The organism is Gemmobacter lanyuensis (assembly GCF_014652355.1).
Classification (GTDB): domain Bacteria; phylum Pseudomonadota; class Alphaproteobacteria; order Rhodobacterales; family Rhodobacteraceae; genus Gemmobacter; species Gemmobacter lanyuensis.
The window spans coordinates 101,174-122,570 of sequence record NZ_BMYQ01000004.1 but is presented as its reverse complement, the minus strand read 5'-3'; the positions used below and the strand labels follow the sequence as shown (position 1 = coordinate 122,570).

Here is a 21,397-nt window from a genome sequence, read left to right as displayed (position 1 = left end):
GAATGCGTGAGCCGCGCCTGCGGCCGGGTGCCGCGCAAAGCAAAAGGGCCACCCCGGCGGGATGGCCCTGAAATCAGGCTGCTTTGCCGATCACTGCTGGGTGGCCAGCCAGGCGATCAGGTTGGCGCGATCTTCGATCTTGGGCAGACCGGCGAAGGACATCTTGTTGCCCGGCGCATAGGCCTTGGGGTTTTCCAGCCAGTGGTTCAGCTCTTCCGGGGCCCAGGCCTTGCCAGCCATACCCTTGAGCGCGTCCGAATAGCCAAAGCCCGCGGCGGCGGCGATCTGACGGCCCACGACGCCGTTCAGGTGCGGGCCGGTGCCATCGGTGCCATCGACCTTGTGGCAGGCCTTGCACTTGGCAAAGACCTTTTCGCCCTTGGCGGCATCGGCCGCAGCAAAGACTTCGGCGAAGGCCGGGCCGGCATCGGCAGCAGCGCCACCGGCGGCATCGCCACCTTCGACCGCGATGCTGTAGGCCTGCGTTTCCTCGCCGCCGTGACCGCCGTCCATCGAATAGAGGGCGTCAGCTGCCCAGTTGCCCAGAAGGAACACGAGCAGCGACCCGCAGACCGCGCCCAGCACCTTGGTGAATGTCATCGTGTCGAACATGTCGCGTCCCGTTTTGGCATGTAGCTTCGGGGGCTTCTATCCGCTTCCCCCCTCCGGTTTCAAGGTGTAGTAGCACGTCCGGCCCCGCAAATGCGGCGATTTGACCACGACCAATCCGTCCGCAGCCCGCCAAAGCCGCCCCCCGCCGCGATGGGAGCGCAAACAACAGGAGAAGGACACATGGCCGGACGCATCGCCTTTCAGGGAGAGCTGGGCGCCTATTCGCATCAGGCCTGCCGCCAGTCGCGCCCCGACATGGAGGTCGTGCCCTGCGCCACCTTCGAGGATGTGGTCGACATGACCCGCCGCGGCGAGGTCGATCTGGGCATGCTGGCGGTGGAAAACTCGACCTATGGCCGCGTGGCAGACGTGCACACCCTGTTGCCGAATTCGGGCCTGCACATCATCGATGAGGCCTTCGTGCGCGTCCATATCGCACTGCTGGCGGTAAAGGGCACGCCCATCGACCAGATCCGCCGCGTGCGCTGCATGTCGATCCTGCACGGGCAGTGCCGCAGCTTCATCCGGTCCCACGGCTTCGCCACGATGAACTGGCACGACAATGCTGCCGGCGCGATGGAAGTGGCCCGTCTGGGCGACCCGGCCGAGGCGGCGCTCGCATCCGAACTTGCCGGGGAAATCTACGGGCTGGATGTTCTTGCGCGTGAGATCGAGGATCAGAAGAACAACACCACCCGCTTTCTGGTGATGAGCCGCGATCCCGACCACAGCCGCCGCAGCCCGCGGATGATGACCACCTTCACCTTCCGCGTCCGCAACATTCCGGCCGCGCTCTACAAGGCACTTGGCGGCTTTGCGACGAATGGCGTCAACATGACCAAGCTGGAAAGCTACATGGTGGGCGGCAGCTTCACGGCGACCGAATTCTACGCCGACATCGAAGGCCACCCGTCGGACCCGAATGTCGCGCTGGCGCTGGACGAGCTGCGCTATTTCACCTCGCACATGGACATTCTGGGGGTCTATCCGGCCGACCGCAGCCGCGACTGAGGGTCTGCCCCCACCGGCGCGGCGCAGATCAGCGCCGCGCGGATTGGCGATACCGTTCTTCGATGTCGTTGCAGAGCTGCGCGATGCGGGCCTCGAACTTGCGTTCGATCTTGCCCCGCGCGAGCTTGAGCGACTGCAGGAACACCCGCGCGCCCAGATTGCGCGGCTTGAGATCGACGGCAAAGGCCACGCGGGTACGACGGGCCGAAAGCTCCACGAATTCAAGGGCCAAATCCGCCTCAACCGAACCGCCAAAGCCTTGGAAACGCAGGCTGTTCGGCGGGTCGATGGCGGCAAGTTTGATCGAAACCCGCCGCATCTTGCCGCGCCAGTTGTAGGCGGCATTCCACGCCATCCCCGGCCCCGGCGTGGCCAGACGATCCGTCCGCGTGACCTCGGCGCCCCGGCGCATCGCTGCGCGCTCCCACCCTTCGGTGTCGGCAAACGCACCGAAAACGAATGAGAGCGGGGCCTCGATATCTTCGCGCGTGCTGAGTTTCATTCGGCTCAAAACCCTCGTTCAGAAAATCGTCTAGATTTTCGTGGTGATTTTCTGTTTCCAATCAATTCAGGCGATCCGCAAGCCAGTTCGTCAGCAGGAAATGGGCGATGGAGCCCTTTCGCGCAGGCATCAGGCCGGGCCTCTCGCCACTCTGGGCCGCCAGAAGATCCTCGCGGCTGATCCACAGGGCGTCTTCCAGCTCGGCCGGATCGCGGGTGATGGTCTCGGTCAGCGCCTCGGCGGCACAGCCGATCATCAGCGAGGCCGGGAAGGGCCAGGGCTGGCTCGCCAGATAGCGCACCGGACCGACCGTGACCCCGGCCTCTTCCAGCACCTCGCGCCGCACTGCAGCCTCAATCGATTCCCCCGGTTCCACAAACCCCGCAAGGCAGGAATACATCCCCTCGGGCCAGCCGGGGGACCGGCCCATCAGCGCGCGGTTACCGTGCGTGACCAGCATGATGACCACCGGGTCGGTGCGTGGAAAATGCTGCGCGCCGCAGCCGGGGCACTGACGTTGCCAGCCCGCCATAACCATGTCCGAGGCCTGCCCGCAGGTGGCGCAGAAGGCATGGCTGCGGTGCCAATGCAGCACGGCGCGGGCGGTGGCGGCCAGCTCTGCATCGCGCGCGGTCAGGCGCACCATGACGGCGCGGAGTTCCTCGAACCCGTAAGCCTCGTTCAGCGCGGGATGGCGCTGGATGGACTGGTCCAGAAACCCCTGCTCCACCGCCTCGGCCCCGGCTTCGGGCGTCCAGTCGGAAATGTCTTGCGTGAAATAGGCCAGCCCCGCCTCGTCCAGCCCCAGAAAGACCGGGCTCCGACCATGGGCCAGGGCGGCATGGCCCGCGGGCAGCCACCCCAGCGCGTCTGCGCACAAAAGCGGCTTGCCCCGCCAGACCGGCAGCACACAACCCGTGGACAGGGCCTGTTGCAGCGCCGCCGCATCCCCGCGCAGATGGGCCGCGCGGTTCAGCCCAGATCCCCCGAAGGTCACCGTTTCTGCCAGCCGCATCCGCTTCCCCCGCCTGTTGCCCCGCGGTTCTGGCACGCAGCCCGGGATCGGTAAAGCCCCTGTCCGCAGCCTGAGGCGCGCGGCCTGTTGCGAAAGAACAACCTGAACGAGAATTAACGGCTGTTCGCGTTGACATGGTCCCACCGAAGCCTAGCCTTGTCAGTATCTTACCTTCCTCTGTCCGGCGCGACGCAGCCCCCGCGCCGCGAACGGAACCGACCGCCCTGTTGGCAGCAAGGACAGCCCGTGCCTGGTACCGCGTCCACAGATCCGCCCCCCGACCGGAACAGCGCCCGGCTGCGGATCATCGCGACCACGGATGTGCATGTGCATCTGATGGGATATGACTATTATGCCGACCGGCCCGACCCGACACTGGGTCTTGCGCATGCCGCCACCCTGATCGCTGCAGCGCGGTCCGAGGTGGCAAACAGCCTGCTCCTTGACAATGGTGATTTCCTGCAAGGGAACCCGATGGGCGATTACGTTCTGGGGCCCGGCCTGCAACAAGGGTGCATCCATCCGGCGGTGCGTGTGATGAACCGGCTCGGTTATGATGCGGCAACGCTGGGGAATCATGAATTCAACTATGGCCTGCCCACGCTGACGGGAATGATGGAGGGGGCCCGCTTCCCATTCGTTTCCGCCAACATCGCCTGGGCCTTGGGCCCATCCCCGGCCGAGGATGTAACCTTTGTCGCGCCCCATGCGCTGATCACGCGGGAGATCACCCTTGGCAACGGCCGGACCGAGAGCCTTCGGATCGGCATCATCGGCTTTGCGCCGCCGCAAATCGTGGAATGGGACCGCCCCTTGCTCGAGGGTCGGATCTTTACCCGTGACATCGTGGAAACCGCGAAGGCCCGCGTTCCGGAATTGCGCGCGTCGGGGGCGGATGTGGTGATCGCCTTGTCCCATTCCGGGATCGGCACGCCCATGGCTGGCGACCGCGCCGAGGATGCAAGCTCTGCCCTCGCACAGGTGGCGGGAATTGATGCGATCATCGCAGGGCACAGCCATCTTCTGTTCCCGTCTGCCACCTTTGCCGGTGCGCCGGGGGTGGATCTTGCACGCGGCACCATCGCGGGGGTGCCCGTGGTCATGCCCGGCTTCAATGCCATGCATATCGGCGTGATCGACCTGCAGCTTGAACGGCACGCGGGCCGATGGACCAGCCGCCCGGCCGCCGTTTCGCTGCGCAGCATCACACCCGGGACCCCCGCCCTGCCCGAGGTGGTCGAGGAAGTGCGCGCCGAACACGGCGCCACGGTCGCCTTTTCGCGCCGCAGCGTCGGGCGCAGCCTGGTGCCGCTGGACACATTCTTTGCCACCGCCACCGCCAGTGCCGCCATGCGCGTGGTGGCCGAGGCGCAGGCCCGACACGTCGCCCGCCAGGTGGCAGGACGGACCGAGGCCGCGCTGCCCATCGTATCGGCGGTTTCGCCGTTGAAGGCCGGGGGGCGTGGCGGGCCGCAGAACTATACCCAGATCCCGGCGGGCGACCTTGCGCTGCGCCATGTCGCGGATCTTTACATCTTTCCCAATACCATCGCGGCGCTGCGCCTGACCGGGGCGGAACTGGCTGACTGGCTGGAAAATGCCGTGACCTTGTTCCATCAGATCCAGCCGGGCGCGGTGGATGTGCCGCTGATCGACGCTGATTTTCCGTGCTACAACCATGACCGGATCCTGGGACTGAGCTTCGAGATCGATCTGAGCCAACCCAGCCGCTACAATCGCCACGGCCGTTTGCGCGCACCCCATGCCCGACGTGTGCATGACCTGAGGCATAACGGGCTTCCCCTTGACCCAAATCAGGAATTTCTGCTGGCAACCAACAGCTATCGGTCAGCCGGATGCGGCGGCTATGCGCAGGCGCGGCCCGAACGGTTGGTTGATGTCGGCCGCGCCCCGATCCGCGATATCCTGCTGCGGCATCTGGCCGAACATGAACCAACCGCCCCCGCCCCGGCCGAGACATTCCGCTTTCGCCCCATGCCCGGCACGACGGTCACATATGATACCGCACCGGCCGCCACCGCGCATCTGGACAGGATCGCCCATTTCCGGCCAGAGCCACTGGGTCTGACCGACGAAGGCTTTGCGCGCTTCCGTCTGCATCTCTGATCCGTTAATCCTGCAGGGCAGCAGGGAAGGGCACACCATGTTTGACGCCGTGATCTTCGATCTGGACGGAACGCTGATCGATACCGAATCCGTCGCCATGCGCGTCGGGGTCGAATCCTTCGTGCAGATGGGCCTTCCGGCAGATCAGGCGATCTTCCACAGCCTGATCGGCAAGGATGCCCCGACCAGCAATGCCATTCTTTGCGCCGCATATCCGCAGCTGGATCTGGAAGAACTCAATCGCCTCTGGCGCGGCGGATTCGAGGCCGCGATCGCAACCGACCTGCCGCTGAAGCCCGGGGCGCGCGACCTGCTGGACAAGATCACCCTGCCCATGGCGATCTGCACCTCCTCGCATCGGGACAGCGCCCATGTGAAACTGGACAAGGCTGGTATCGCAGCGGCCTTTCGCCATGTGGTGACACTGGAAGATGTGCAGAACGCCAAGCCGCACCCGGAACCCTATCTGCTGGCCGCGGCGCTGCTGGGGGCCGATCCCGCCCGGTGTCTGGTGTTCGAGGACAGCGAACCGGGGGCCGAGGCTGCCCGTGCGGCGGGGTGCACCGTGATCCAGGTGCCGGACATCCTGCCAACTGACGGTCGGCATGCCCATCATGTCGCTCGCGATCTTATCAATGGCGCGCGTCTGGTGGGGTTGATCTGAAAATGAAGAAACCCTCCCCCTGGCCCCGCCGCCTTATACTGGCCGTCACGCTGCTGGCGGGTCTGGCTGTCCTGTTTTCAACCTGGTTCACCCATCGGTTGATGGTGCAGGTGCTGTCGGGTCAGGCCTTTTCCGACCCGGATGCTTCGATCACCGACCCGATGACGTTGGGCTATCGCGGCACGCCGCAACAGGCATTTGGCCTTCCGTTCGAAGAGATTGCCATCGAGACGCCGCTTGGTGCCGCACCCGCCTGGTGGGTTCCCGGCACGCCAGGCAGCAAGACGGCCGCAATCTTTGTCCATGGGATCGGCGGCGCGCGTGAAGATGGGTATCTGTACCTGCGCGACCTGCATGCCGCAGGTCTGCCGGTGCTGATGATGACCTATCGCAACGACGCGGGGGCCCCGGCCTCGCCGGAAGGGCTGCGCCTTTTTGGCGTGACGGAATGGCAGGATCTTCAGGCCGCGGTCGCCGCCCTGCAAACCCGCGGGATCGACAAGGTGGTTCTGATCGGGGCTTCGATGGGGGGCGGCATCGTCGGGCAGTTTCTTGGTCATTCCACCCTGGCCGACCGGGTCACGGCGGTCATCCTCGATGCGCCCGCGCTCGATTTCCCGATGGTGATGCAGCATATCACCGACCGGCTGGGCCTGCCTTTGCGGAGCATCGGGGTACCGCTGGCGATTTCGGCCTTCGCGCTGACCCATGGGGAATACATGGGCCATGCACAGGTGATTCCTGTGCTGGCAAACTTCAAAGGTCCGATTCTGCTGTTCCACGGCTCGGCCGACCGCATCGTCCCCGCCGACATCAGCTTTGCCCTGCTTGAGGCACGCGCGGGCGGGACGACCTTTCTCCACACCCGGGGCGACCATCTGCAAAGCCAGCGGGCGGAACCGGACAGATTTTCTGCCCTGCTGCGCGATTTTCTGACCACCCTGCCACGTTAGTGATGGGCCTTTGGGGCTTGCAGAATCCTGCCGCCTCCCCTATTTGAGGCGGTGAGAGGTTGGCGCGGGCGAGCGCCTCGCCAACCCGGTCAGGTCCGGAAGGAAGCAGCCGTAACGAGCCCCGCTTGGGTCGTTGTCCAGCCTCTCACCCATCGCCAAAAATGACCAAAACCCCGCGGTGTCGCGGGGTTTGTCATTTGTGGGTCGGTGGATGTGGTCAGTTCAGCGTGCTGCGATGGCTGATCGGTGAGACGCCGTAATGGCTGCGGAACACCTTGGAGAAATGCGAGGTCGAATTGAACCCGCAGGCCATGGCGATCTGGGCGATCGACTGTTCCGTCTGCACGATCAGATTGCGCGCGCGATGCAGACGCATTTCCATCATGTAGCGCTTGGGCGACGTGTTGAGATAACGCCCGAAGAGACGCTCCAGCTGGCGGGTGGAAATGCCCACCTGATCGGCGATTTCGAAGGGGGAACAGGGGTCCTCGATATTCGCTTCCATCAGATGGATGGCCCGGGCCAGATGGGCGTTCCGCATCCCATGGCGCGATTGCAATGACACGCGCTGCGCGGCGCTGCCTTCACGCACGGCATTGTAAACCATCTGGTCGGCCACCGCGGTCGCCAGATCGCCGCCATGTTCCTTGGCAATCAGATGCAGCATCAGATCGGCCGCCGCCGTCCCGCCCGAGGCGGTGATATGCTTCTGATTGGCCACAAAGACGTTCCGCACCAGCGAAACCTCGGGGAATTCCTCGGTGATGAGATCGTGATATTCCCAATGGATCGCCGTATCGATACCATTCAGGAAGCCGGCCTTGGCAAGGACATAAGCGCCCGAACAGATCGCACCGATCTGCGTGCCGGCAACACGCTCGCGCCGCAGGAAATTCAGCACTTCGGGGCTGGTATGGTTCTGCACGTTCAGGCCCGAAACCAGAAACAGCCGATCCACACGGGACAGGGGCTGGAGCCCGGCATCAACCAGCGTCACAGACCCGTTTGAACAGCGCGCAGAGATGCCGTCGGCACTGGCAAGCGACCATTTGTAGAGAGGCTGGCCCGAAACGAAATTCGCGATCCGAAGAGGCTCGACCGCGCAGGAGAAAGCGAGATGGGTATAGTCTTCAAGCAGCAGGAATACGAAGTGCGAGGTTTTGGTCATGGTTCCGCATCCCATAAAAGGGAAGGCGCCGTAGCGCCCTCCCCCGTGTCATCAGATCATTCCGACGCTTTGCGCGCCGCGTCCAGCCAAGAGTCGTAGGTGGCGCGGTTGTCCGCAATCCATTTGTCCGCCAGAGCCCAGATTTCTTCGGTGCTGTCTGCGCCTTTCGAAATGGCGAGTGCGGCGACCGAAACGTCATTCACCGGGATTTTGGCAGTTTCGAACAGCGCATTGGCCGCCGGGTTCGCCGCGAGGAAGTCATTGCGGGCCAGAACGCTCACATTGTCCACGGCGAAGCCAAGGTTCTTGCCATCGAAGGTGGTGTTCGCGTCATTGCCATCGGGCAGCGAGGTGTAGGGAACGCTCAGCCATTCCACGTCCTTGCCCGGCACCAGCACGCCCGAGACCCAGTAGGGAACCCAGTTGTAGTAGATGATCGGGTCGCCGTTGGCGTGGCGGGCAATCGCGTCACCAATGATCGCCTGATACGAACCCTGGTTGTGGCTGACGGTATCGCGCAGGCCGAACTCGGTGAGTTGGTGCTCAATCACACGTTCGCAGCCCCAGCCGGGCATGCAGCCGACGAGGTCGGCCTTGCCATCACCATCGGCGTCGAACTTCTTGGCGACTTCCGGGTCCTTCAGCATGGACAGGTCGGTGATGCCGGCATCATACGAGGCCTTGTCGACCATGTAGCCCTGCAGCGCGCCTTCCAGGATCACGCCGACCTTGGTCATCACGGCAGCGCCGCCGGATTCTTCGTAGAAGGCGTTATGGAGCGTCTGCCAGTGGTTGGCGGTGAAATCCGCGTCGCCCGACCCGATTGCCAGGTGGATGGTCTGGTATTCCGCTTCGGCGGGCTCGGCGGTTTCATACCCCAGATCCTGCAGGGCGCGCAGCAGAACGTAGTGGTGGAAGTGCTCTTCGATCTGCGTCGGCATGATGACGCGGACGGTTTTCCCCTCGCCGGGCTTTTCGCTGGCGAATGCGGGCATCGCAAGGGCCAGGGCAAGCATCGAGGTCAGAGCCAGATGTTTCATTGAGTCCTCCTGTTGTGGCTTTTGATTTGGTTTTAGTTGCGGGCGAAAAGCCCGGTGATCAGGCCGACGGGGCCGGTTTGCCACCAGTGACGGTGGCCACGTTCGCGCCCCGAACGACCCAAACCTTGCGTGATGCGGTCCAGCACGATGGCCAGCATCACGATGCCCAAGCCGCCCACGATCGCCTTGCCGGCATCGAGGCGCCCCATGGCGCGCAGAACTTCGTTGCCCAGCCCCTTGACCGAGATCATCGAGGCAATCACGACCATCGACAGCGACAGCATGATGGTCTGGTTCAGGCCGGCCAAGATGGTGGGCGTGGCCAACGGCAGCTCGACCTTGAACAGGATCTGCCCGGGCGTTGCACCAAAGGCGCGTGCGGCTTCAACGACGCTCTGGTTTACGCTGCGGATGCCGAGCGAGGTCAGACGCACCAGCGGCGGCAGCGCGAAGATGATGGTCACGATCACGCCCGACACGTTGCCAATGCCGATCAGCATCACCACCGGCACCAGATACACGAAAGCCGGAATGGTCTGCATGGTATCAAGCACCGGACGCACGAAGGATTCGAACCGGTCGCTCTTGCCGGCCAGAATGCCAAGCGGCAGCCCGATCAGCACGCAAAGCAGCACCGAGGAGGTGACGATGGCCAGCGTCGTCATCGCAAGGCCCCAGGCCTCCGGATGCAACAGGCCGAGAAGGACGAGGCAGCACCCCACCAGAATGGCCACGCGGCGCCCGGCGGCCTGCCAAGCAATCAGCGTCAGCAGGATAAGCATGACAACCGGCGGTACGGCGTGAAGCGCCGCCTCGATCCGCACGATCACGCCCTCGAAGAAGATTTTGAGCGGTTGGATCAGATCCCGGTTGGAAATCGCCCAGCCCTTGATCCCGTCAGCCCAGGCCCCGATGCCGAGGTCGATCGAAGCAAAGGGGTTCAGCCAGTCAAAGGTCTTTTCTTCCATCACGCCGTCTCCATCGCGCTGGTGCCGACTTCCTCGCGGCCCTGGATGCCACGCAGCAGCGCGCGGCGCGTCACAACACCCACGGTGCGACCTTCGGCTTCGATGCGGATCGGGCTGTCCGACCCCACGGCCAGATCGACCAGCGTATTGAGCTTGTCTTCAGGCCGGGCCACCGACCAGGCACTGATATTCTGCGGGCCGTTGGCGGCCTCATACTGGGCCAGCGGCTGCATGATGCGCGCGGCCGTCACCAGATCGAGCTTGGAGATCCCGGCCACGAATTCCGCCACATAATCGTCGGCGGGTTCTGTCACGATCTGTTCAGGCGTGCCGATCTGCACCAGAACGCCGTCCTTCATGATCGCGATCCGGTCACCGATGCGGATGGCTTCATCCAGGTCATGGGTGATGAAGACGGTGGTCTTGTGCAGCTCTGCCGAAAGCTCCATGAAGGTCGTCTGCAGCTGCTTGCGGATCAGCGGATCCAGCGCCGAGAAGGGTTCGTCCATCAGCAGGATGGTCGGGTCGGCGGCAATGGCGCGGGCCAGACCCACACGCTGCTGCATCCCGCCCGACAGCTCGTCAGGGTATTTCTTTTCCCAGCCGGTCAGGTCGACTGCCTCGATGGCCTGGGCGATCTTGGCGCGCTGCGCATCTGCAAGACCGCGCACCTCAAGCGAGAAGCCCACGTTTTCCTGCACCGTGCGGTGCGGCATCAGCGCCATGCTCTGGAACACCATCCCGATGCGCTCGGCGCGCAGGGCGCGCAGGTCGCGGGCGTTCATTGCGTTGACGTTCTGGCCCTCGATGATGATCGACCCGGCGGTCGGCTCGATCAGGCGATTGATGTGCCGGATCAGGGTAGATTTCCCCGACCCCGACAGGCCCATGATGCAGAAGATCTCGCCACGACCCACCGTGAACGAGGCGTTCTGCACCCCGATCACGCAGTCATACTTTTCCCTGATCAGCTGCTTGGACAGGCCTTGGTTGCGGATCGCATCCATCGCTTCCCGGGATCTTTCACCAAAGATCTTCCAGATACCCTCGCAGCGGATGACGTCCTCTCTTGCGGATTTTGTCATGCAGATTCCCCCTGTTTCCATACTACAATCATAATTTTTAGTAATAGACAATATGTATTATCACCGCTTACACTCAGAACCTGCAACAAGCGGACGCCAATGGGCAGCGCGGTGCTGCACGATGCAGGAGACGAAGGTGGACGGGGATTCGCGGAGTCGGAAGGCGGAGTGTGTTGTTGACTTGCGTCGTCGTGTTCTGACGCAGGAGTTGGAACCCGGCGCCTATCTTGACGAGGTCGAGCTGTCGGAGCGGTACGGGATATCGCGTCCGCCGCTTCGCGAGGTTTTGCGCCAGCTTGTGGGGGAGGGGTATCTTCTTCTGCATGAGAACCGGGGCGCGCAGGTTGCGCCGATGACACACAAGACGCTGCGGAATTTCTTTGTCGCGGCGCCGATGATTTACGCGGCGGTGTCGCGTCTTGCAGCGGAACATGCGCGTCCTGCACAGATCGCGCAGCTGAAAGAGATCCAACTTGGGTTTCGACGGGCGATTTCCGGCGGGGATGCGGCAGAGCGTGCGCTGCTGAACGAACAGTTTCATTCGCAGATCGGCGAGATGGCCGACAATGAATACCTGCTGCCGAGCCTTCGGCGGCTTCTGATCGACCACGCGCGCATCGGGATGACCTTCTACAGCCCGCGGCGCGAGGTTTCGGCCCAGCAGGTGATTGCGGCCGACCAGCACGACGCCTTCATCGCCCTGATCGAGGCGGGCGATGCCGATGGCGCGGGGGATCTTGCGGTAGCCCATTGGGAGCTGGCACGGGCGCAGATCGAGAACTTTATCTCGCCGGAAAGCATGCAATTGCCGCTCGGCCGCGTATCTGTCGCGAGTTAGCGTCTCTGTGCTGCAACCGCTGCTTCGGGCCGCAGCCCGGCCCGAAGCAGCGCCGCCGGCATCGCCGCCACCGAAGTCGCCTCGGGACAAACCTGAAATCTCACCACTACTTCCTTGCGGAACCACCCCCGAAAAAGGGGGTGGTTGGGGTGTTACGGCAAGCTTAGTTTCGCCATGCGGCCCCCGTCGACCGTCCAGACCTGCCCGGTGACAAACCCCGCCTCAGCGGACCCAAGCCAGGCCACAAGCGCGGCGACTTCTTCGGGTTTTCCCGTGCGGCCAACGGGGTGAATGCGGCCGATCTCGCGCCGGAAGGCAGCGGGATCGGGCATCGACTCGATGAAATCGACGTTCAGGTCGGTGTCGATCCAGCCGGGCGCCACGGCATTGCAGCGGATGCCCTCGGCCCCGTGATCAACCGCCACCGCGCGCGTCAAGCCGTGCAGGCCCGCTTTGGTCGCGCAATAGGCGGCGTGACGCGGGTTCGACCCCAGCCCCTCGATCGAGCCGATGTTGACGATGGCCCCCTGCACCGCCCGCAGATGCGGCAGCGCGGCCTGGATCAGCAGGAAGGGGGCCGTCAGGTTCACCATGACATTGCGCTGCCAGTCGCCAAGGCTCATGGCTTCAACCGCGGCTTCCTGCATCATGCCGGCATTGTTCACCAGCAGATCCAGCCGCCCGGCCCGGTCGATCACCCGCGCCACCACCTGCGCGGGGCTGGCGGGATCGGTAAAATCGGCCTCGATCCCTTCATGTTCGGCATCCGCCCCGCGCTGTGCGGTGAAGACGCGCGCGCCCTCGGCCGCAAGGCGCCGGGCGATGGCCTGCCCGATGCCGCTGCGGCCGCCCGAAACTAGCGCAACCTTGCCCTGATAGCGCATCAGCCCACCGCCTTTCCGCCATTCACCTCGACCACCGCACCGCACATGTAGCGGCTGGCGTCCGAGGCGAGGAAGAGGATCACATCCGCAATATCCTGGGGTTCGGCGATGCGGCCCAGCGGCACGGTCTTGCCAAGCTCGGCCACCGCGCTGTCGGGGTCAAAGCCGCGACGGACAAAACCGGTGCGAAGCATGGGCGTATTCACCTCATTCGGGGCGACGGCATTGATGCGGATGCCCTGATGGGCGTGATCCATGCCCATGCACTGCGTGAGCGAGGCAATGGCCGCCTTGGTCATGCAATAGACCGCGTGATTCGGGCCGGGCCGCAGACCCCAGCAGGAGGCCACGTTGACAATGGCGCCGCCGCCCGCTTCCGCCATCAGCGGAATTGCCGCGCGGCAGATGCGGAAGGGGGCTTCGACATTCACGCCCAGCGATAGGTCCCAATCGGCATCGCTGCTTTCGGTCACTTTTCCACGGGTGATCACGCCCGCATTGTTGATGACGATATCAAGGCCGCCAAGTGCCGCCCGCGCCGCGCCCGGCAGAGCATCGGCATAGGCCGGGTCCAGCAGGTCGCCCGGCAGATGCGCCTCGGCCTCAACGGCCAAGGGGTCACGGTCGGCCACCGCCACGCGGGCACCACGGGCACGCAGCGCCGCCACCACCGCCGCACCGATGCCACCGGCCGCCCCGGTCACAAGCGCGCATTTTCCAGTCAGGTCCATCATGTCACAAATCCTTCAGTCGAATGAGGCGACAGGCGCGCCAAAGAGGGTTTCATCAGGGGTAATGCCCAGACCCGGCCCCTTGGGCAGGGCGATGTGGCCACCCACGATATTGACGCCGTTTTCCACGTCGAAATTGCCTGCGATATAGGGGGCGGCCAGCCAGACGCCTTCGTTCAGGCGCGGCTGCACGGTGGCGCCGATATGGGTGCAGGCGGCGGCAATGATATCCCCGCCCCAGGCATCGTCGCAGGTATGCGGCATGGCGCGCACTTCGCAGATGTCGCGGAAGGTGGCCATCGGGCGCAGCCCCCCGATGCGCGTGACCTTCATCCCGAACCCATCACAGAGCCCCGCCCCCACCGCGCGCAGCACGGCATTCAGATCAGTGCCGTTTTCATCGACATAAACCGCATGATGCAGCTGGCCGCGAATGGCCGCGATCTCTTCCATCGTGTTGCAGGGTTGCTCCATGATGAAGGGAATCTCGGGGCATTCCCGCGACAGGCGCAGGGCGTCGCGCGTGGGCAGGCCGCGGTTCGCGTCGACCGCAAGGCGCATGCCGGTGCCGCGCAGCACCTCCCACACCTTGCGGACCACGGCGATATCCACCTCGACCGGGCGGCCGCCGACCTTGACCTGCATCCGGGGATAGCCCTCGGCGAGCTTTTCGGCCGCGATGCGCGCGATTTCATCAGGTTCGCCCACGCCCGAGGCATAGTAGGACGGCACCCGGTCCGTGACAGCACCGCCCAGCAGATCGGCCACGCGCACGCCATAGGCTTTGCCGGTCAGGTCATGGGCGGCAATGTCGATGGCCGCCTTGGCATAGCCATGGCCATTCAGCAGGCTGTCCATCTTGCGGTGCAGCAGGCCGATCTGGGTGGGGTCCACCCCGATCAACCCCTGCGCCATTTCCATCAGCGCAGCACGGGCGCCTGCCGCGTGATGGGGCTGATAGGTGGGGCCAACAGGGCAGGTTTCGCCCCAGCCCACAAGGCCGCTGTCGGTGACGATCTTCACGATCGTCGTATCCAGCGACCAGACCAACGCATTGGCCATGCGATATGGGCCATTCTTTACCGGCAGATCATGCCGGTAGATTTGGATTTCCGTGATTTTCATAGTCTCGACCTGTTGGGGTGTTATCGGATGTCTTCTGCCGCCAACGCCGCACGGGCCGCGCGCATTGCGGCCTCGGTCGCGCGTTCGCGCCCTTGCAGGCGGGCGGCCTGGGTCATGCCTTCGTGCAAAAGGAACAGCGTCGCGGCCAGGTCCCGGGTATCCTGCCCCGGCGCCACGCGTTCCAACCGCAGGCGGAATTCGTCCGCCAGACGGGCCTTGTGATCTTTCACCACCGCGGCAATCGCCGCGCTGTCAGGGTATTCGGCCAGCGCATTGAGGAAGAGGCAGCCGGTATTGGCCACCTCGCCCAGCCAATCGCCCAGCCGCACCAGCGGATGCAGGACATGGTCCACCCCCTCCGCAGCCCCCCCGGCCAGCCAGTCGAAATAGGTGCGGTCGCGGTGTTCCAGCGCGCCGATGATCATCGCCTCCCGCGAGGGGAAGTGTTTGTAGAGCGTGCGAAGTGAAACATCGGCCTCGGCGCGGAGCGCCTCGACCCCCTGCTCGGCAAAGCCCTGACGGGCAAAGCTGCGTTCCAGTTCGGTGGCGATTCGGGATTTTGTGCTGGTCATGGCGCACATGGTAGAGTGATCACTCTACCTTTCAAAGCAGAAAGTAGAGCGATCACTCTACTTTCCTTCGCCACCTCAAGACGCATGACCGGCGCATGGCAAATTACCCGCCATGATCTGGCGAGCACCTTGAAACCGCAGTGAAAAAGGCCGCCCGAAGGGGCGGCCAGTGGGAGTATTCGTCAGTATTCGGTGTTCAGCGCATCCTCGGCCGGGATCTCGCGCTCGCGCTTGGCGATATAGGCGCGCAGGGCTTCGTCGATGCCCTCATCCAGCTTCGGTTCCTCATATTCGCGCAGCAGCTTTTTGGCATAGTCCAGCGCGCGCTGGGTGATTTCGACCGAGCCTTCGGCCTGCCACTGCTCGATCGAGTTGTTGTCGAAAAGCTTGGGCATGAAGAAGGCGCGTTCAAAGTTTTCCAGCGTATGGGGATGGCCAAGATAGTGGCCACCTGGCCCCACGTCGCGCACGGCCTGCATGGCAACATCAAAGTCATCCCAGCGCGGACCTTCGGCCATGCGATAGCCCATGGCGCACATCTCGGCATCGACGACGAATTTCGCGACCGAGCAATGCATCCCGGCTTCGTTCCAACCGGCCGAGTGCCAGATGTAATTGGCACCCGCATGAAGCACGGCGTTCATCGTCATGGCCGATTCGTAGCCCGCCTGCGCGTCAAAGGTCTTGGCCCCGCCCAGGTTGTTCGAGGTGCGCCACGGCACGCCGTAGAACCGCGCCATCTGCCCGATCATGAAGTTCATCAGGCTGATTTCCGGGGTGCCCGCCATGGGGGCGCCGGATTTCATGCTGACGGTCGAAAGGTAATGGCCATAGATCGCCGGGGCGCCCTTGCGGATGACCTGGGTATAGGCCAGCGCCGACAGGGCCTCGGCGTTCAGCTGTGCCACGGCAGGCGCGACCGAAGCAGGCGTATTGGCCCCGCCCAGCACGAAGGGTGAACACAGCACCGGCTGCTTGCGCTTGACGAAGGCGCGCATGGCCGACAGCATGGTTTCATCCCAGACCAGCGGCGAATTGCCGTTGCAGTTGCCGGTGACGACGGGGGTTTCCTCCATCACGTCGCGGCCGAACAGGATCTCGCACATGTCCATCACGTCCTCGGCATTCTTGCCGCTGGTCGTCATGCCCATGAAGGTCTTGTCCGAATGTTTCATCGAGGAATAGGTGATGTGCAGGTGCCGGTGGCTGACCTTCATGTCCATCGGTTCCACGATGTGATGCGCCGTCGAATGCAGCGCGGGCGACATGTGCGACAGTTTGTGGAACATGTTGAGGTCTGCCATCGTCGGCCAACGGCGCACATCTTCCAGATCGCGCAGGAAGGGCGCGCCCGTCATCGGCACGAAGATCGAATGGTTGCCACCGAAGGGCAGGCTGCGGTCCGCATTGCGGGCGCGGTAGGTCCAGCCCGAGGGGATGGTCGAGATCAGTTCCCGCACCAGACCCCGGTCCAGATGCACCCGTTCCCCCCGTACATCGGCCCCGACGCGGCGCCAGTCCTCCAACGCGATATCATCGCGGAAAACGACGCCGACATCCTCAAGGATCGCCATCGAGGCTTCGTCGATACGCTCGACCTGCTCGGGGCTCATGGGTTCGCAGAGCGGCAGGTTGCGCTTCAGCGCGGGCAGCATGTCGAAATCCGGTGCGGCGCGCATGGCCCGGCGGGCCCCACGGCCACCGGCGCGGCCCTGTTTGGTCTGAAGTTCGGTCATGGTTCAGGTCCCCGCTAGAGTTTCCCCCATCAGCGTCAGAAGACCCCCTTTCCTCAGTAGCGCGAGCGAAGGAATCCGACCAAAATTCGACATAATGTCGAATTCGGCCAAGTGCGGTCAGGCCGCGCGGGCCGAGGCGACCAGCCAGTCGCGCAGCAGCAGCGCCTTGGCCGGCGCCCCCGACCGCGCAACGATGTAGAACGCATGGGGCGCCTCGATCCGGGGGCCAAGGACACGGACCAGTCGCCCGCTGTCGATCACCCGGCGCAGCAGCGCCTCCCATCCCAGAATCAGGCCAAGACCGTCTTCGGCGGCCTGGGCGGCGATGGCATAATTGTTCACGCGCAACCCTGGCCCGAAGCCCCCGTCATAGCCCGTCAGCTGCGCCCATTCGCGCCAGTCGATCCAGCGGCGATCCTCGGCATGCATGCGAATCACGGGCAGGGTTGCCAGCATTTCCGGCAGGATCGGCGCATGGCGGCGCAGGAAATGGGGGCTGCCGAGGACGGAAATCCAGTCCCGGAACAGCAGCTGCACATCGCCCACCTCATCCGTGGGGCTACCGTAAAAGATCTTCAGATCGCAGGGCCGGGCGACATGGGCGCTGTCGGTCACGGTTTGCGAAACGGCAATATCACCATGCTCCCGCCAGAAGCGGGTCAGCTGCGGCGTCAGCCAGAAGGCGGAGACCGCCGTGGTGGCCTGCAGGCTCACATCCTCGTTCAACGAAGTTTCGCGCAGCTGATCGATGGTGCGGGCAATGCCATCAAAGCCCCGGCGCACCGCCCGAAAAAGCTGCGCCCCCGCATCGGTCAGCGTGACGCCGCGTGCATTGCGGTGAAACAGCGCAAAGCCCAGATCCTGCTCCAGCGCCTTGATCTGCTGGCTGACAGCGGCGGGGGTCACGTTCAGATCGGCCGCAGCCATCTTGAAGCCCTCGTGCCGCGCCGCCGCCTCAAAGGCCACAAGCGCCGTGACCGAGGGCAGACCCATCGCGCGCTCTGACCGGCGGGTGCCGGGATCCTGTGCCATTCCGCCCCCGATTGGCTTAGTATTTCTAACTCTAGGGTTAATCTTTGTGGCGTTGCGGCGCAATGGCGTTGGGTGTTCCTTCAGCGCAGCCAGATTGCTGTCCGGGGCCGCGCAGACCGCCCGTCCCCGGCCCCGCGCCAAGGAAACGCCCATGACCCAGTACACCGAACTCCGCGCCCTTTTGGATAGCCGCCGCCCGTGGCATTCGCTGCCCCAGCCCTTTTACAATGACCCCAAGATGCATCAGGCCGATCTGGACCTGATCTGGTCGAAGAGCTGGATCTTCGTGGCCGCCTCGGCAGAACTGCCCAAGGGCGAGACGCTGCAGACCGTGCAGATCGGCGCGGCCTCGGTGCTGCTGGCGCGCGCCAAGGATGGCGTCGTGCGGGCCTTCCACAATTCCTGCCGCCACCGTGGCAGCCGTCTTTGCGCCAGCCACAAGGCGAACTCTCCGCGCATCGTGTGCCCCTACCACCAGTGGACCTATGATCTGGACGGGAAACTGCTTTGGGCGCGGGAAATGGGCCCTGATTTCAAGCCGCAAGACCACGGCCTGCGCCCCGTCCACTGCCGCGAGATTCAGGGCATGATCTATGTCTGCCTCGCCGATCAGCCCGCCGATACGGCCGAGCTTGAGGCTCAGGCCGCCCGCTACATCGGCCCGCATGATCCGGCGAACCTGAAGGTCGCCTATCAGTCGCGCATCGTGGAAAAGGCCAACTGGAAGCTGGTGCTGGAAAACAACCGCGAGTGCTATCACTGCTCGGGCAACCACCCCGCGCTTTGCGTGACCTTCCCGGATGATCCGAATCTGGTGGGGGCGGATGACAGCACCACCTCGAACATGGGTCTGGCCCATGTGAACCGCTGCGAGGCCGCGGGTCTGCCGTCGAAATACAAATGCGCCGAGGATGAGCGCTGGCGCTTTGTCCGCATCCCGTTTGTCGGTTCGGCCGTCAGCTATACGCTGGATGGCAAGGCCGCGTCGCGCCGCCGTCTGGGCACCGTGCCCTTCGATGATGCGGGGTCTTGCCTCTATTACCACTATCCCAACACCTGGAACCACTTCCTGTCGGATCAGGTGCTGAACTTCCGCGTGCTGCCCCTTGGCCCCGAGGAAACCGAGGTCACCACCACCTGGCTTGTCCACAAGGATGCGGTCGAAGGGGTGGATTACGACCTCAAGCGCCTGACCGAGGTCTGGATCGACACCAATGACGAAGACCGCCGCATCGTCGAGGAAAACCAGCAGGGCATCAACAGCCCCGGCTATGTCCCCGGCCCCTACAGCCCCGTGCAGGAAGGCGGCGTGAACCAGTTCGTGGACTGGTATTGCCAGGCCCTGCGCGACGGCATGGATGCCCCTGCGGCCCGTCTGGCGGCGGAGTGATCCCATGATCCCGATGCCCCACCGCGACAGCCCGGTCTGGACGGACGACGAACCGCTGACCTGTGTGATGGTCATTCCCGAAGCGCCGGAAGTGATGACCTTTTCCTTCCGCCCCGCCTCGGGCGCGACTTTCCGCTTCATGGCGGGGCAATTCATCACGCTGGAACTGCCCCTGCCCGAGGGGCCGGTCTGGCGGACCTATACGATCTCGTCCTCACCTATAACCAACTCTTATCTCACGGTGACAGTGAAGGCGCAGCCCGGGTCGCTTGGCACGCGCTGGATGCTGGATCATCTTCGTCCCGGCATGGTGTTGAATGCGCGCGGCCCGGCGGGTGAATTCCACCTGCCGACGCAGCCTGATGGCAAATACCTGTTCATCTCGGCCGGGTCGGGCGTCACGCCGATGATGTCGATGACCACCACGCTGTTTGAACGCGGCGATGAACCCGACATCTGTTTCGTGCAATGCGCCAACCGCCCGGTCGATCTGATCTTCCGCAAGCGGCTGGAATACATGGCCAGCCGCATTGCGGGGCTGAAGCTGCATTTCGTCGTCATGGGGGCGGATCCCTATGAGGTTTGGACCGGCTATCGCGGCACGCTGAACCAGCTGATGCTGGGTCTGATCTGCGGCGATTATCTGGAGCGCGAGGTCTATTGCTGCGGCCCCGAAGGCTTCATGGCCAATGTGCGCGAGATCCTGAATTCGCTGCATTTCGACATGTCGCGCTACCATCAGGAAAGCTTTGGCGCAGCCCCGGCACCGCAACCCGCCGTCTTTGACGACCGTGTCCCCGACGAGGCGGTGCAGGCGCAGGTCATCTTCACACAAAGCGGCATCACCCGCAGCTGCGCAGAAACCGACACCATCCTGCAGGTCGCCAAGACCGCCGCGATCCGCATGCCTTCGGGCTGCAACTTCGGGCTTTGCGGGACCTGCAAGGTCAAGAAAGTCTCGGGCGAGGTGCATATGGTGCATAACGGCGGCATCAGCGACAGCGACATCGCCGAGGGCTATATCCTCGCCTGTTGTTCCCACCCGATCGGCGCTGTCACGATCGAGGCCTGAAAAGACGGTTGCCTTTCGCCGGGGCTCTTGCATTCTGCGGGGGCAGCGCTGCGGGCCTGCGCCTGACCACGCGAGGTCGGGCGCCGCCCGCGCCCGGGGGGAGCCGGAATGAAACGACTGGAAGGCAAGACCGCCCTTGTCACCGCCGCCGGGCAAGGCATTGGCCGTGCCTCGGCCGAACGTATGGCGCGCGAAGGGGCGCGGGTGGTGGCCACCGATATCAACCCCGCCTTGCTGGCCGATCTGGCCCAGCAGCCCGGCATGACCGCACGGGTGCTGGATGTGCTGGACCCGGCCGCGATCACCGCGCTGGTGGCGGAAACCGGGCCTTTCGACATTCTCTTCAACTGCGCGGGCATCGTGCATGCCGGCACCGTCCTTGAGGCAACCGAGGCGGAGTGGGATCTGGCCTTCGATCTGAACGTGAAGGCGCAGTTCCGCATGATCCGCGCCGTGCTGCCGGGGATGTTGGCACAGGGTGCCGGGTCGATCATCAACATGTCCTCTGTCGCAGGGCCGAAGAAGGGGCCGGTGAACCGCGCGGTCTATTCCGCCTCGAAGGCGGCGGTGGTGGGCCTGACCCGCGCCGTGGCCGCCGACCATGTGACGCAGGGCATCCGCTGCAATGCAATCTGCCCCGGCACGGTGGACAGCCCCAGCCTGCAAGACCGGCTGCGCGCCACCGGCGATTATGACGCCGCTCTGAAGGCCTTTGTCGCGCGGCAGGCCATGGGCCGGCTGGGCCGGGTCGAAGAAATCGCGGCGCTTGTCTGCTATCTCGCCTCGGACGAGGCGGCCTTCACCACCGGCACCGAACATGTCATCGATGGCGGCTGGACGACCTGAGCCGCCCCTCCCTGCTGACCAACCAC

At 64.2% G+C, this 21,397-nt stretch carries 21 protein-coding genes and 1 other RNA gene; 9 read left to right on the top strand and 13 right to left on the bottom strand.

The genetic code is table 11. From position 1 onward, the window contains the following. Positions 1 to 90 precede the first annotated feature (90 nt). Positions 91 to 612 (bottom strand): c-type cytochrome, encoded by a 522-nt coding sequence (locus IE101_RS09000; RefSeq protein WP_189633493.1) that lies wholly within the window; start codon positions 610 to 612, stop codon positions 91 to 93. A gap of 180 nt (positions 613 to 792) precedes the next feature. Between IE101_RS09000 and IE101_RS08995 the strand changes: the two genes are divergently transcribed. Beyond that, complete coding sequence (locus IE101_RS08995; RefSeq protein WP_189633492.1) at positions 793 to 1,623, top strand: prephenate dehydratase; 831 nt, start codon at positions 793 to 795, stop codon at positions 1,621 to 1,623. A gap of 28 nt (positions 1,624 to 1,651) precedes the next feature. Here IE101_RS08995 and IE101_RS08990 read toward each other — a convergent pair whose 3' ends face one another. Both IE101_RS08990 and nudC read right to left on the bottom strand, forming a co-directional pair. Then, positions 1,652 to 2,125, bottom strand: a complete 474-nt coding sequence (locus tag IE101_RS08990) for an SRPBCC family protein (protein WP_189633491.1) — start codon at positions 2,123 to 2,125, stop codon at positions 1,652 to 1,654. 61 nt (positions 2,126 to 2,186) lie between these two features. Continuing rightward, positions 2,187 to 3,140 carry an NAD(+) diphosphatase gene (gene nudC / locus IE101_RS08985; RefSeq protein ID WP_189633490.1) on the bottom strand — a complete coding sequence of 318 codons (954 nt, stop codon included), beginning with the start codon at positions 3,138 to 3,140 and terminating at the stop codon, positions 2,187 to 2,189. A gap of 246 nt (positions 3,141 to 3,386) precedes the next feature. Between nudC and IE101_RS08980 the strand changes: the two genes are divergently transcribed. The 4 genes from IE101_RS08980 (at position 3,387) to ffs (ending at position 7,034) form a co-directional block, all read left to right on the top strand. After that, positions 3,387 to 5,267 carry a bifunctional 2',3'-cyclic-nucleotide 2'-phosphodiesterase/3'-nucleotidase gene (locus tag IE101_RS08980; protein WP_189633489.1) on the top strand — a complete coding sequence of 627 codons (1,881 nt, stop codon included), beginning with the start codon at positions 3,387 to 3,389 and terminating at the stop codon, positions 5,265 to 5,267. A 37-nt stretch (positions 5,268 to 5,304) separates the two neighbouring features. Next, positions 5,305 to 5,931: an HAD family hydrolase gene (locus IE101_RS08975; RefSeq protein ID WP_189633488.1), complete on the top strand. Its 627-nt coding sequence runs from the start codon at positions 5,305 to 5,307 to the stop codon at positions 5,929 to 5,931. Between the two features lie 2 nt (positions 5,932 to 5,933). Continuing rightward, positions 5,934 to 6,884, top strand: coding sequence for an alpha/beta hydrolase (locus IE101_RS08970; protein ID WP_189633487.1), 951 nt, complete (start codon positions 5,934 to 5,936; stop codon positions 6,882 to 6,884). Positions 6,885 to 6,937: 53 nt separating this feature from the next. Then, positions 6,938 to 7,034: signal recognition particle sRNA small type (ffs, locus tag IE101_RS08965), an RNA gene on the top strand. Between the two features lie 67 nt (positions 7,035 to 7,101). On the opposite strand, the gene IE101_RS08960 is transcribed toward ffs, so the two are convergent. Genes IE101_RS08960 through IE101_RS08945 form a run of 4 tightly spaced genes read right to left on the bottom strand, consistent with a single transcriptional unit; the run spans position 7,102 to position 11,145 of the window. After that, a complete protein-coding gene (locus IE101_RS08960) occupies positions 7,102 to 8,052 on the bottom strand; it encodes a GlxA family transcriptional regulator (RefSeq protein WP_189633486.1) in 951 nt (316 codons plus the stop codon). A 56-nt stretch (positions 8,053 to 8,108) separates the two neighbouring features. Then, positions 8,109 to 9,092 carry a glycine betaine/L-proline ABC transporter substrate-binding protein ProX gene (proX, locus tag IE101_RS08955; RefSeq protein WP_189633485.1) on the bottom strand — a complete coding sequence of 328 codons (984 nt, stop codon included), beginning with the start codon at positions 9,090 to 9,092 and terminating at the stop codon, positions 8,109 to 8,111. A 32-nt stretch (positions 9,093 to 9,124) separates the two neighbouring features. After that, positions 9,125 to 10,060 carry an ABC transporter permease gene (locus IE101_RS08950; RefSeq protein ID WP_189633484.1) on the bottom strand — a complete coding sequence of 312 codons (936 nt, stop codon included), beginning with the start codon at positions 10,058 to 10,060 and terminating at the stop codon, positions 9,125 to 9,127. Beyond that, positions 10,060 to 11,145: a quaternary amine ABC transporter ATP-binding protein gene (locus tag IE101_RS08945; RefSeq protein WP_189633483.1), complete on the bottom strand. Its 1,086-nt coding sequence runs from the start codon at positions 11,143 to 11,145 to the stop codon at positions 10,060 to 10,062. The genes IE101_RS08950 and IE101_RS08945 overlap by 1 nt, the downstream gene beginning before the upstream one ends. Before the next feature lie 181 nt (positions 11,146 to 11,326). Between IE101_RS08945 and IE101_RS08940 the strand changes: the two genes are divergently transcribed. After that, positions 11,327 to 11,983: a GntR family transcriptional regulator gene (locus IE101_RS08940; RefSeq protein ID WP_373296098.1), complete on the top strand. Its 657-nt coding sequence runs from the start codon at positions 11,327 to 11,329 to the stop codon at positions 11,981 to 11,983. 152 nt (positions 11,984 to 12,135) lie between these two features. Here IE101_RS08940 and IE101_RS08935 read toward each other — a convergent pair whose 3' ends face one another. The 6 genes from IE101_RS08935 to IE101_RS08910 all read right to left on the bottom strand — a co-directional run bounded on the left by IE101_RS08935 (position 12,136) and on the right by IE101_RS08910 (position 18,063). Next, on the bottom strand, positions 12,136 to 12,867 hold the full coding sequence (locus tag IE101_RS08935; protein ID WP_229804071.1) for an SDR family NAD(P)-dependent oxidoreductase: 732 nt from the start codon (positions 12,865 to 12,867) through the stop codon (positions 12,136 to 12,138). Continuing rightward, entirely contained in the window at positions 12,867 to 13,598 is a 732-nt protein-coding gene (locus IE101_RS08930) for an SDR family NAD(P)-dependent oxidoreductase (RefSeq protein ID WP_189633620.1), read from the bottom strand. The genes IE101_RS08935 and IE101_RS08930 overlap by 1 nt, the downstream gene beginning before the upstream one ends. A 15-nt stretch (positions 13,599 to 13,613) precedes the next feature. Beyond that, positions 13,614 to 14,723, bottom strand: coding sequence for a mandelate racemase/muconate lactonizing enzyme family protein (locus IE101_RS08925; protein WP_189633481.1), 1,110 nt, complete (start codon positions 14,721 to 14,723; stop codon positions 13,614 to 13,616). Between the two features lie 20 nt (positions 14,724 to 14,743). Beyond that, positions 14,744 to 15,295, bottom strand: a complete 552-nt coding sequence (locus IE101_RS08920; RefSeq protein WP_189633480.1) for a TetR/AcrR family transcriptional regulator — start codon at positions 15,293 to 15,295, stop codon at positions 14,744 to 14,746. A 182-nt stretch (positions 15,296 to 15,477) separates the two neighbouring features. Continuing rightward, positions 15,478 to 17,031, bottom strand: coding sequence for a trimethylamine methyltransferase family protein (locus IE101_RS08915; RefSeq protein WP_189633479.1), 1,554 nt, complete (start codon positions 17,029 to 17,031; stop codon positions 15,478 to 15,480). 117 nt (positions 17,032 to 17,148) lie between these two features. Beyond that, positions 17,149 to 18,063 carry a LysR substrate-binding domain-containing protein gene (locus IE101_RS08910; protein WP_229804070.1) on the bottom strand — a complete coding sequence of 305 codons (915 nt, stop codon included), beginning with the start codon at positions 18,061 to 18,063 and terminating at the stop codon, positions 17,149 to 17,151. A gap of 151 nt (positions 18,064 to 18,214) precedes the next feature. Here IE101_RS08910 and IE101_RS08905 point away from each other — a divergent pair, with 151 nt between their 5' ends. The 3 genes from IE101_RS08905 (at position 18,215) to IE101_RS08895 (ending at position 21,371) form a co-directional block, all read left to right on the top strand. Then, complete coding sequence (locus tag IE101_RS08905; RefSeq protein ID WP_189633478.1) at positions 18,215 to 19,453, top strand: aromatic ring-hydroxylating oxygenase subunit alpha; 1,239 nt, start codon at positions 18,215 to 18,217, stop codon at positions 19,451 to 19,453. Between the two features lie 4 nt (positions 19,454 to 19,457). After that, positions 19,458 to 20,525 (top strand): FAD-binding oxidoreductase, encoded by a 1,068-nt coding sequence (locus tag IE101_RS08900; protein WP_189633477.1) that lies wholly within the window; start codon positions 19,458 to 19,460, stop codon positions 20,523 to 20,525. A gap of 108 nt (positions 20,526 to 20,633) precedes the next feature. After that, positions 20,634 to 21,371: an SDR family oxidoreductase gene (locus IE101_RS08895; protein WP_189633476.1), complete on the top strand. Its 738-nt coding sequence runs from the start codon at positions 20,634 to 20,636 to the stop codon at positions 21,369 to 21,371. Positions 21,372 to 21,397: the final 26 nt, after the last annotated feature.